The 11,416-nt window shown below is 50.3% G+C and carries 13 protein-coding genes; 12 read left to right on the plus strand and 1 reads right to left on the minus strand.

Features of this window, described 5'->3' with window-relative positions:
* Positions 1-11 precede the first annotated feature (11 nt).
* The 7 genes from Q0V82_RS02490 to Q0V82_RS02520 all read left to right on the plus strand — a co-directional run bounded on the left by Q0V82_RS02490 (position 12) and on the right by Q0V82_RS02520 (position 6,557).
* Positions 12-968: a beta-ketoacyl-ACP synthase III gene (locus tag Q0V82_RS02490; RefSeq protein ID WP_297572336.1), complete on the plus strand. Its 957-nt coding sequence runs from the start codon at positions 12-14 to the stop codon at positions 966-968.
* A 69-nt stretch (positions 969-1,037) separates the two neighbouring features.
* Entirely contained in the window at positions 1,038-1,964 is a 927-nt protein-coding gene (fabD, locus tag Q0V82_RS02495; RefSeq protein WP_297572338.1) for an ACP S-malonyltransferase, read from the plus strand.
* Between the two features lie 81 nt (positions 1,965-2,045).
* Complete coding sequence (fabG, locus tag Q0V82_RS02500) at positions 2,046-2,789, plus strand: 3-oxoacyl-ACP reductase FabG (RefSeq protein ID WP_297572341.1); 744 nt, start codon at positions 2,046-2,048, stop codon at positions 2,787-2,789.
* Positions 2,790-2,973: 184 nt separating this feature from the next.
* The gene (gene acpP, locus Q0V82_RS02505; RefSeq protein WP_173532304.1) at positions 2,974-3,213 is read left to right on the plus strand and encodes an acyl carrier protein; all 240 of its coding nucleotides are present in this window, start codon (positions 2,974-2,976) and stop codon (positions 3,211-3,213) included.
* 181 nt (positions 3,214-3,394) lie between these two features.
* A complete protein-coding gene (gene fabF / locus Q0V82_RS02510) occupies positions 3,395-4,636 on the plus strand; it encodes a beta-ketoacyl-ACP synthase II (protein ID WP_297572343.1) in 1,242 nt (413 codons plus the stop codon).
* A 137-nt stretch (positions 4,637-4,773) separates the two neighbouring features.
* Positions 4,774-5,934 carry an AAA family ATPase gene (locus Q0V82_RS02515; protein WP_297572347.1) on the plus strand — a complete coding sequence of 387 codons (1,161 nt, stop codon included), beginning with the start codon at positions 4,774-4,776 and terminating at the stop codon, positions 5,932-5,934.
* 311 nt (positions 5,935-6,245) lie between these two features.
* Positions 6,246-6,557: a hypothetical protein gene (locus tag Q0V82_RS02520; RefSeq protein ID WP_297572349.1), complete on the plus strand. Its 312-nt coding sequence runs from the start codon at positions 6,246-6,248 to the stop codon at positions 6,555-6,557.
* Between the two features lie 79 nt (positions 6,558-6,636).
* On the opposite strand, the gene Q0V82_RS02525 is transcribed toward Q0V82_RS02520, so the two are convergent.
* Complete coding sequence (locus Q0V82_RS02525) at positions 6,637-7,161, minus strand: lipocalin family protein (RefSeq protein WP_297572351.1); 525 nt, start codon at positions 7,159-7,161, stop codon at positions 6,637-6,639.
* Between the two features lie 49 nt (positions 7,162-7,210).
* Here Q0V82_RS02525 and Q0V82_RS02530 point away from each other — a divergent pair, with 49 nt between their 5' ends.
* The 5 genes from Q0V82_RS02530 (at position 7,211) to Q0V82_RS02550 (ending at position 11,328) form a co-directional block, all read left to right on the plus strand.
* Positions 7,211-8,524 (plus strand): aminodeoxychorismate synthase component I, encoded by a 1,314-nt coding sequence (locus tag Q0V82_RS02530; protein WP_297572354.1) that lies wholly within the window; start codon positions 7,211-7,213, stop codon positions 8,522-8,524.
* A gap of 25 nt (positions 8,525-8,549) precedes the next feature.
* Entirely contained in the window at positions 8,550-9,383 is an 834-nt protein-coding gene (gene pabC / locus Q0V82_RS02535; RefSeq protein WP_297572356.1) for an aminodeoxychorismate lyase, read from the plus strand.
* On the plus strand, positions 9,380-9,637 hold the full coding sequence (locus Q0V82_RS02540) for a hypothetical protein (protein WP_297572359.1): 258 nt from the start codon (positions 9,380-9,382) through the stop codon (positions 9,635-9,637). The genes pabC and Q0V82_RS02540 overlap by 4 nt, the downstream gene beginning before the upstream one ends.
* A 90-nt stretch (positions 9,638-9,727) precedes the next feature.
* The gene (locus Q0V82_RS02545) at positions 9,728-10,036 is read left to right on the plus strand and encodes a hypothetical protein (RefSeq protein ID WP_297572361.1); all 309 of its coding nucleotides are present in this window, start codon (positions 9,728-9,730) and stop codon (positions 10,034-10,036) included.
* Positions 10,037-10,176: 140 nt separating this feature from the next.
* Positions 10,177-11,328 carry a sugar diacid recognition domain-containing protein gene (locus Q0V82_RS02550; protein WP_297572363.1) on the plus strand — a complete coding sequence of 384 codons (1,152 nt, stop codon included), beginning with the start codon at positions 10,177-10,179 and terminating at the stop codon, positions 11,326-11,328.
* The last annotated feature ends 88 nt before the right edge of the window (positions 11,329-11,416 follow it).

An 11,416-nucleotide genomic window follows, 5' to 3' on the forward strand; every position in this document is an offset into this window, starting at 1 on the left:
CAGAGGTGTTCATGTATTCCCGTATTGCAGGTACTGGCTCTTATTTGCCAGAAAAAATTCTTACTAATGCTGAGCTGGCACAACGTGTCGATACCACCGATGAGTGGATTGTTTCACGCACCGGCATTCGTCAGCGCCATATTGCGGCTGAAGATCAGCGCACTTCAGATTTGGCATTGATTGCCGTTGAACGTGCACTGGAAGCGGCGGGTGTGGATAAGAGCGAAATCGATTTATTGATCGTCGCCACCACCACACCCGATAGTATTTTTCCGTCAACGGCGTGTATTTTGCAAAACAAACTCGGGATGCATGGTTTCCCTGCCTTTGATATACAGGCGGTGTGTGCAGGGTTTATTTATGCCTTAAGTATCGCCGATCAATTTGTCAAAAGCGGTGCAGCCAAATGTGCGGTTGTGGTTGGCGCAGAAACCGTCACCAATCTCATTAATTGGGATGATCGTGGCACGTGCATTTTGTTTGGCGATGGCGCTGGTGCCGTGGTGCTTAAAGCATCAGAAGAACCAGGTATTTTAGCCACCCAACTGCATGCGGATGGCCGCTATAGTGGCATTTTAAAAACCGATGCGCGTCCAAAACAAGGCGAGCTAGTCGGCGATCCTTATGTGTATATGGAAGGCAATGCGGTGTTTAAATTCGCCGTTAAAGCCTTGGCCGAAGTCGCTGAAAGTACTTTAGCGAAAGCGGGCTTACAAAAAAGTGATGTGGATTGGTTGGTGCCGCATCAGGCCAATATTCGTATTATCGAATCAACGGCTAAGCATCTGCATATGTCGATGGATAACGTCATTGTGACGGTGGATATGCACGGCAATACCTCGGCGGCGTCGATTCCATTGGCGCTGGATGCAGGGGTGCGCAGTGGCAAGATTCAGCGCGGCCAAACTCTCTTGATGGAAGGGATTGGTGGTGGCTTTGCTTGGGGCTCGGCGTTGGTTAAATATTGATTTTAATGGTTTGTAAACGGCGCTTAGAAGCGCCGTTTTACTGTTGGATGGTTTGAAAGGGGTGGTGAAATGTCATTAGCATTTGTGTTTCCAGGTCAAGGCTCGCAATCGATCGGCATGATGAATGGTTGGGCTGATTTAGCCGTGGTTAAAGCCACATTTGACGAAGCTTCTAGCGTGCTCGGTTTTGATTTATGGGCGATGGCCAATGAGGGCCCTCTCGAAGCGATTAATGCCACCGTGAATACGCAGCCATTGATGTTGACTGCCGGTGTTGCCGTGTGGCGAGCATGGCAGTCGCAAGGCGGCGCTATGCCAGCGGTGATGGCTGGGCATAGTTTGGGTGAATATACTGCCTTGGTGGCTGCTGAAGCCTTGAGCTTTGGCGATGCTTTGCAACTGGTGCGTTTACGCGCAGAAGCAATGCAAGAAGCCGTTCCAGTAGGGACGGGCGCAATGGCTGCCGTATTGGGCTTGAGTGATGAATTAATTATTGAGGCTTGTGCCGAAGCGGCACAGGGCGACGTGGTGCAGGCGGTGAATTTTAATTCACCAGGTCAAGTGGTGATTGCCGGTAGTAAAGCGGCGGTCGAGCGTGCCTGCGAAGGCTGTAAAGCCCGTGGCGCGAAGCGTGCGATGTTGTTGTCGGTTTCGGTGCCATCGCATTGCGATTTGATGAAACCTGCCGCAGAAAAATTAGCCGCTAAATTGGCTGTGGTAGAAATTCATACACCCATCGTCCCTGTCTTGCACAATGCTGACGTTGCCGCGTATAACAATGCCGAGCAGATCCGTGACGCTTTAGTTCGCCAGTTGTATCAGCCTGTGCGCTGGGTTGAAACCATTCAAAAAATGGCCGCCGATGGCGTGACTGTTGTGGCTGAATGTGGCCCGGGCAAAGTGCTGGCTGGTTTAACTAAGCGTATTTCGAGTGACGTTCAAGGCGTCGCATTAGTCGACGCAGCCAGTATGGATCAATTAAAATCAGTGGTTTAATTCGCTGATTTCATATGGGTATATGCCGCAATGCATTTGTGGCTATGCCTTGGCAATATATACCTAGATTAGGGGTGAGGAATGAGTTTGCAAGGTAAAGTTGCGCTAGTCACTGGCGCTTCACGCGGAATCGGTCAAGCGATTGCTTTAGAGCTGGCAGCGCAAGGCGCAACCGTGATTGGCACGGCCACCAGTGATTCAGGCGCAACAGCGATTGCCGATTATCTGCAAGCTGCAGGTGCAGCCGGTTCTGGTTTGCGTTTGCAAGTCACTGAGGACGGTGCTTGTGAAGCTATCGTGGCCCAAATCGAAAAAGAATTTGGCCCGATTACGATTTTGGTGAATAACGCCGGAATTACGCGAGATAACTTATTGATGCGCATGAAGGACGAAGAATGGGATGCCATTATGGATACCAATCTGAAGCCAGTGTACAAATTATCCAAAGCCGTGATGCGCGGTATGATGAAAGCGCGTTGGGGACGAATTATCAATATTGCGTCAGTCGTGGGGGCGACGGGTAATGCCGGTCAAACCAATTACTCGGCAGCCAAAGCGGCGTTATTTGGTTTTACCAAATCGCTGGCTAAAGAAATCGGTAGCCGTGGTGTAACGGTGAATGCCGTTGCACCGGGCTTTATTGATACCGATATGACCCGTAACTTACCTGATGAGCAAAAAGCCCACCTCGTTGCGAATATTGCGCTGGGCCGTTTGGGCGATCCAAAAGACATCGCCGATGCGGTTGGATTTTTGGCGTCAGATAAAGCCGGTTACATTACGGGCAATACCATTCATGTGAATGGTGGCATGTTTATGAATTAATCGAGTAAAATAGCGGCGATACTGCATTTTGCTCGATAGACCTATTTTTGTAGTCTTTATTAATGATGTGAATTGCAGGTATTTTTGCAATAAAACATCACCAAACTGTTTGCTTCACCATTTTTTTGGTAGAATGCGGACGTTTTTTTCGAAATTTGCTTTTTAATAGGCTTGGGATAAATCCATGGAAAACATCGAACAGCGCGTGAAGAAGATTGTTGCTGAGCAACTGGGCGTGCCAGAAACTGACGTTAAGATTGATTCATCATTCGTAAACGATCTCGGCGCCGATTCTCTCGACACCGTTGAACTCGTTATGGCACTTGAAGAAGAATTTGAGTGCGAAATTCCTGACGAAGATGCAGAAAAGATCACTACTGTTCAGCAAGCGGTTGACTACGTCAGCGCTCATTTGAGCAAGTAAGAAGGAACATCCAACCTCCGCTGCGGCACTACGTGTCGTCGCGGGGGTTTTTTCATATTTAGCGCGATGAAGCAGTGTTTAAGATCGTGTTTTAAGGCTAGGCGCGGCATAGTTTTAAAACACGCTCTTGAATTGATTTATGGCGCAACCGGCACAGTCCGGTTTTAAGCGGAGTCACCCCGTGTCTAAACGCAGAGTAGTTGTCACCGGCTTGGGCCAAGTTTCCCCAGTTGGCAATGATGTTGCCACTGGCTGGGCCAACCTGCTTGCTGGTCAATCCGGTATTGATTTAATCACCCGTTTTGACCCGAGCGATATGGGTTGCCGTATCGCCGGCCAAGTCAAAGATTTTGATATTAGCCAGTACGTGAGCCCGAAAGACGCGCGCCGCATGGACGATTTCATCCATTACGGTATTGCTGCAGCGATGCAAGCGATTACTGATTCTGGTTTGGATGACATGAGCGATCTGGATAAAACCCGCGTTGGTGTGAATATCGGTTCGGGTATTGGTGGTTTGCAATTGATTGAGCAAACTAATGCCGCTTATCTGGAAGGTGGCACGCGTAAAATCGGCCCGTTCTTTATTCCTGGTTCATTGATCAATATGATCGCTGGTCACGTTTCCATTATGAAAGGCTATCAAGGCCCGAGTTATGGCATCGTTTCAGCGTGTACTACCGGTGCGCATAGCATCGGTGACGCGGCGCGGATTATTCAGTACGGCGATGCGGATGTGATGGTCGCGGGTGGTGCTGAAGGCACGATTTGCAAAATGGCCATCGGCGGCTTTGGTGCAATGAAAGCACTCTCAACGCGCAATGACGATCCAAAAACTGCATCTCGTCCTTGGGATAAAGGCCGTGATGGTTTCGTGATGGGTGAGGGCGCTGGGGTCTTGGTACTCGAAGAATACGAGCACGCTAAAAAGCGTGGCGCAACCATTTATGCCGAACTGGTTGGTTTTGGTATGAGCTCGGACGCGCATCACATCACCGCACCAAGCGCTGAAGGCCCTGCACGTGGCGTTGCCAATGCATTGCGCGATGCCGGTGTAAATCCGGATCAAGTGCAATATGTTAATGCACACGGCACATCAACACCGCTGGGTGATGCCAATGAAACTAATGCTTTGAAGATTGCTTTTGGTGATCATGCGAAGAAATTAGTTGTTAACTCAACCAAATCAATGACTGGCCATTTATTGGGCGGCGCGGGTGGCGTTGAAGCGATTTACTCGATCTTGGCCTTGCATCATCAAGTGTCGCCTCCGACGATTAACTTGCATGAGCAAGATTTTGAATCGGGTTGCGATCTTGATTATTGTGCCAATACCGCACGTGATATGAAGATTGAAGTCGCGATTTCCAATTCATTTGGCTTTGGCGGCACCAACGGTACGCTGGTGTTCAAAAAGATTTAAGCGATTCAGCACGCTACAATAGCCACCTTCGGGTGGCTTTTTTTTTGCGCTGTCACTACCGAATATCACTTGGCAAAAAACACAGTACGAGCTAGCAATTTCTCTTTATGATGGTTTTTTTGGGATGAAGAAATTCGATGCTACATACGCTGGCCATTGCCAATTATCGCTCGCTACGTGATTTGATCGTGCCGCTGGCGCAGCTGAATGTGATCAGTGGCGCCAATGGCAGCGGTAAATCCAGTCTGTACCGCGCTTTGCGCTTAACTGCCGAAGCCGCCGAAGGGCGCTTGATTGCGCATTTAGCACAAGAGGGTGGCTTTACATCGACTTTATGGGCGGGGCCAGAACAAATCAGCCCAGCGATGCGCCGCGGTGAGGTGGCGATTCAAGGGGCGATTCGCCAAACAACGGTGGCGTTGAAGCTAGGATTTGCGGGGGATGATTTTTCATACGCCATTGATTTAGGCCTGCCAATGCCAAGCTTATCGTTGTTTTCAGCTGATCCAGAAATCAAGCGCGAGCAGATTTGGGCGGGGCAACTACAGCGCGATGCGACACTACTGCTTGATCGGCGTGGCGCTGTGGCGCGCACTCGCGATGGCCGTTCTTGGCAAGTGCTCAATCAGCATGTGCCAACGTACGATAGTGTCTTTACGCAGTGCGCTGATCCAATCAATGCGCCTGAAGTTTTGCAATTACGCGAAGCGATGCGCCGCTGGCGCTTTTATGATCATCTACGCACCGATGCCGGCGCTCCTGCGCGGCAGCCGCAAATCGGCACTTACACTCCGATTTTGGCCAACGATGGCGCCAATTTAGCCGCTGCTTTGCAAACCATTATTGAAATTGGTGAGCCCGAAACGCTGGCGGCGGCGATTGATGATGCTTTCCCTGGTTCACGGATTCAAATTGAGGTGCAACAAGGACGATTTAGCGTTGTGATGTGGCAGCATGGTTTACTGCGGCCATTGTCTGCCAGTGAATTTTCTGATGGCACTTTGCGTTATTTACTCTTGGTCGCCGCTTTATTAAGCCCACGGCCACCCGAATTATTGGTGCTCAATGAGCCAGAAACCAGTTTACATCCGGATTTATTACCGGCTTTAGCCCGCTTAATTGCTGCGGCGGCAAGGTGTAGTCAGGTGATTGTGGTGAGTCATGCCAGCCGCCTAGTCGCGGCGTTGGAGCGTGAAGTCGATTGCAACTCGATTATTTTGCAAAAAGACTGCGGCGAAACATTGATTGCTGGGCAGCATCAATTAGATAAGCCCGCTTGGTCGTGGCTGAATCGCTAGGTATTGCTAGCTATGCCTTATTGCATATGGTTTAGATAGTAATACCTAAGCTTTATATTTTTATTGGATTGGAAAATAAAAATAGCCAGCCCAATCATTAAGCAAGGCGAATGCAGTCTCGCGGGTGGTGTTGAAACTTAATTTGGCATTGATTTGATGATGAATTTTTTGTGAATTGCGGCTTGGCACTGTGATGCAAACCGCTTGTGAACAATCGCACAAAGCCTGTTGCACTTAGGAAGGTACTTTTAAGATAGCGACATTGCAGTGCAAAAGCACTCCCCAGCTTAAATTGATCCAAGGAATTCATCATGAAACGTTTTTTACTTGCAGCGCTACTCGTGATTTCGAGCGCTGGCGCCATGGCCAATAGTGTCGGTGACGCGATGCGTGAAGGTGCGCGTGAAGTTCGCCAAGCCAAAATCGACGGTGCGCGTGAAGTGATGCACGAGCGACGCGAAGCGACGCGTGATTATTATAACGCCAGAAATCCGCAAGAGCGTCGCCAAGCGATTCGCGAAGGGCGCCGTGAAGTGCGTCAAGCGACACGCAAAGCTGGGCGCGAAGTGCGCCAAGAAAAGCGCGAAGCAAAACGTGAAATTCGCCGCGCTTATTACAAATAAAATATTCAGTCAAAGACCGCTTTGCCGTCTTTGACTGGCGAATCAACCATCACCGCCGCTGAATCAGCGCGGTGATTTTTTATGGCTGCACGCTGGCTGGATCACTTGAAATGAGTTGCTGGAGTGAATAGCCTTGCGCCACAGCGCTGGCTTTGGCCAGCGCCAAGTCGGAGGGACTCAAGGTTGGCGTACGCGATAAAATCCATAAATATTTGCGATTAGGATTACCAACCACCGCCCAGCGATAATCAGGATCAAGGCCAATCACCCAATAGTCACTCTTAAACGGCCAAAAAAAGCTGACTTTTAATTGGGCATTACCGGTGTTAGCGACGACTTGGGCGCGGCCTTTAGCTTGGTCAAATTCCCCATTGGCGATGCGGCAGCGGTTAATCACTTGGATATCGCCATTGTCTTGCAGCGTGTAATTGGCCGTCACCTCACCGACACATTGATTTTGAAAATACATAGCAAAGCGGGCGATTTCATGCCAAGTGCCCAGATAACGCGCCACATCCAGCTGCGGCACACTGCGAATCGGCGCGGTTTCGGCGTAGGCGCTGCTGATCAAGCTGCATAAAATTATCAGTAAAAGTTTTGGCATCAGGGTTCTCGATGGTGTGAGTGGGCTGGGCTCTTGTTACAATAGCGCCATGTCAGAATTTAACTATTTTACCCATAGATTGCCACAAGCTCCGGATTTAGCCGGTTTGTTGGCGTATTCTCGTGCGCATTTTCCCGCGCTATTGCAATCATCGCAAACGCAAGGTTGGGATATTTTATTTGCCTTGCCGAGCGAAATCCGCTGCTATGGCGCCGATGAAGGCGCGGCTTTAGTGCGTGATTTAGCCGCGTTACCACAAGGCCCGACCATAGAGTCTGAGTGGCCATTTCATGGTGGCTGGTTCTTTTATGCCGGGTATGAGCTGCTAGAGATTTTTGAGCCTAGCGTAGCGACCCGTACCCTCGGTCAGTATGCTGATTTTCCTTTGGGCGCTTTAATCCGTTGCCCGGCTGCGGTCTTGCTGCACCGTGAAACGCAAACCGCGACCTTGCTCGCTGAAACCGAGCATGATTTAGCGCAACTGCAAGCTTTGCTTGCGCAAGCGCCAGTGTGGCAGCCGCAAGCGGTGGTGGTAGCGGCGATTTCGGAAGATGAACCACAGCAATTTATCGCCGGCGCTGAGCTCGCCAAACAATATATTGTCGATGGCGATGTGTTTCAGGTGAATTTATCGCGCGGTTGGGATGTCACGTTGGCGCAAGGACTGGCCACCGATGTGTATGCGGCATTACGCACCGCCAATCCGGCACCGTTTTCAGCGTATTTAGATTTGGGCGACGCAGGACAAATCATCAGCTCATCGCCTGAGCGCTTGGTGCAAGTCAAAGACGGCATTGTACAAACACGGCCTATTGCTGGCACCTTTGCCCGATCGACCGATCCGATCGAAGACGAAAAACTCAAACAACGATTATTAAATACCCCCAAAGAGCGCGCCGAGCACATTATGTTGGTCGATTTAGAGCGCAATGATTTGGGGCGAATCGCCGTACCGGGCACGGTGCATGTTGATGAATTAATGGCGGTGGCGACGTATTCTTTTGTGCATCACATTGAATCGAATATCCGCGCGGTATTGCGATCTGGCCTCAATACCGCCGACGTGCTGCGCGCCTTATTTCCGGGTGGCACCATTACCGGCTGCCCCAAAGTGCGCTGCATGCAGATTATTCGCGAGCTCGAAGATCGGCCGCGCTTGGCCTACACCGGCAGCTTGGGTTACATCAATCGCGACGGCAGTATGGACAGCAATATTTTAATTCGCACCTTTGTGCAACGCGCCGACCAGTTGTATTTCCGCGCTGGCGCTGGCATTGTGGCCGATTCTGATGCGGCGCGTGAATTGCAAGAAACGCGGCATAAAGCGCGTGGTTTATTGCGCGCCCTTGGTGTCGCAGGATGACGGCGTTGCCAGTAGGAAGATCACGATGCGTTTAGTGAATGGCGTTTTGGCCGAGCATTTAAATTTAAGCGATAGGGCGATTCAGTTTGGTGATGGCGTATTTCGCACGCTCAAAGTGCGTGCGGGGCAGTTGGAATTTTGGCCGCAGCAATACGCTAAATTAGTCCAAGACTGCGCGCGCATTGGCATTACGGCGCCCAGCGAGGCAACGTTATTGGCCGATATCGCCCAGCTTGCGCCGGTAGATCACAGCTTAAAAATCATCATCACGCGCGGTGAATCGGCGCGGGGCTATGCGCTACCGGCTGAGATTAAGTCCAATCGGATTGTGCAATTGGCGACCTTGCCTGCGTATGCAGAGCGTTTATATCTTGAGGGCGCCAAGCTGGTGTTGTGCGCGACTCGGGCTAGCTGGCAACCAGCGTTGGCGGGGATTAAACATCTGAATCGCTTAGAAAACGTATTGGCGCGGCAAGAATGGTCTGATCCAGCGGTGTTTGATGGCGTCATGCTCGATCGGGATGGCTGGGTGGTGGAGGGCGTGATGAGCAATTTATTTGCTTTGATCGATGGCGTATGGTGCACACCCATATTAAATGAATCCGGTGTGTCGGGGGTATATCGCTCCATCCTATTAAATGATATAGCTTGCGATGAAATACCCATTGTTGAGCGCAAAATCAGTCTGTCTCAGCTGTATGCCGCTGATGCGGTATTTATGTGTAATAGTCTGGCCGCTTGCGTGCCAGTAGGGCAAATGGGTGAGCAATCTTGGCCGCTTCTTTCTGGTGAGATCGCCGCGCGGCTTGGCCAGCGAGCTAGGTCGTCATTACTATTCCTGGGAAATCAATCGGCATGATGAAGTTGTTTTTGTTCAGTAGTGTTTTATGGCTTGCTAACTTGGCGTCAGCTCAAGAATATTACCAAGGTGATCCAGATCAATTACGTGCGCTCGAGGCGCAGCGTTGCACCAAAATTACGCAAGAGCAGCGATTGATTCAGCGCCGTTTGGGTGGGCCTAATCGGCCATATGAGGTGCAAAGAATGAAAGACAAACAACAAATCTTACAAGCGGACTTTGCTAAATACTGCAGTAAAAAATCCTTGCCGTAAGTCGGCGCAGCGTTGTTGTTCAGCGGCGTTTTTTGCTGAATGCCAAGCGCTGGTCTATAGCTGAAATAGACCTGCTTTTGGAGCATCGTAATGGATAGCAAACTGCAAGCCCAGTTAGTCCAATATATTGGCGAACATAATTTGCCGCACTTATTGATCGCGCAACATCCACGCATCATCGAAAAAATCACCCTTTTATGGGGTAGTCCGGAATTAGCGAATTTTTTGGACGAGATCTTATTTGACTCGCGCTGTGATCGAGAAGGCTTTGCCCCGAATGTGGCGCATGAGCTGTTTGTGATTCAGGGTATTCATTCGCAAGCGATGGGGCTGGATAAGGACACAGCGATTTGGGGTTATGACGCATCGCTTAGGACCGAAGACAGTTTTCGCAAATAAGTCTGTACGCCGCACTGTGATTGATTCAATAGCGCCCAATGGGGCGCTATTTTTTTAACTTTGCTGATGCGCTGGTAAGACAGTAACTGGCGTTCGTGTTATCAAGTGCGTATGAAATTCAACGATAAACGAGAACCAGCATGTCTTTACTTTCTGTGTTGTTAGCGCAATCGATTGTGCAAAGAACCATGTCGATTTTGCCGCAAAACATCAATGTGATGGATGAGCAGGGCATTATTTTGGGCAGTGGCGACCCAATGCGTTTAGGCGAGCGACATGAAGGCGCGGTATTAGCGATTAGCCAAGAGCGCACCGTTGAGATCGACGAGTTGACCGCGCATCGTTTGCAAGGCGTGCGCCCGGGGGTGAATCTGCCGCTGCATCACGATGGCAAAGTGATTGGTGCGATTGGTATTACTGGCCAGCCCGATGAGGTGCGCCAATTTGGTGAGTTGGTGCGAATGACTGCGGAAATGATGCTTGATCAGCGGCAATTACTGCAAACCATTGAGCGTGATAGCCGCATGAGTGAAGAGCTGGTGTTGCAGTTGATTGAGCGCACCAGCGCGCCAGACGAGCCTTTGCAGCAATGGGCGGCGCGACTGGATGTGGACTTACTTAAACCGCGGGTGGCGCTGGTGATACAAACCAGTGGCATGGCATTAAATGAAGAGTCGGGGCTAGAAGCATTACAAATCTTGCAACGGCGTTTGAGTCAAGATCGGCGCGGGCAGTTAACGGCGCGGCGCTCTCTCAATGAATTTGTCGTGCTCTACCCCGCGCTGGATCGGCGCGGCCAGTGGGATGCTAACGCTTTAAGTCTGGAATTACATCGTTGGTTAGAAGATATCCAGCGCGATGGCGTAGCGCATATTCATGCCGCGCTTGGGCATTATTTTAGTCAGGACGGCAGCATTGCTTTGTCGTATCAAACTGCGCGAGCCACTTTATTGCAGCCACAAGCTCAGCGCCCTTTATTGCAAGCGTTTGAACAACGTCGCTTGCCGGTTTTATTGTCGCCTTTGGCTAGTGGCTGGCAAGCCGAATTATTTCGCCTGCCAGTAAGCCGCTTGGCTGAGCATGATAAAGATCAGTTGCTGTATCACACCTTGCTGCGCTGGTTTGAGCACGATTTGCATTACGCGCAAACCGCCGCTGCTTTACATATTCACCGCAATACACTGGATTATCGCTTGCAAAAAATCGCTGAATTAACGCACTTGAATTTAGATAAGTTAGAAGAGCGGATGCAGCTGTATATCGCCGTGCAACTGGATCAGTTACCGCATTAAATCGCTTAAAGCGCCTTGCTGACGCCATGGCCTCGTGTTGCTGCAAATTGCCATGAAAAACCGCAGGGTTAAGCCGTAATTGTTAAAA

The sequence above is a fragment of the uncultured Deefgea sp. genome (assembly GCF_947072475.1).
Taxonomy (GTDB): Bacteria; Pseudomonadota; Gammaproteobacteria; order Burkholderiales; family Chitinibacteraceae; genus Deefgea.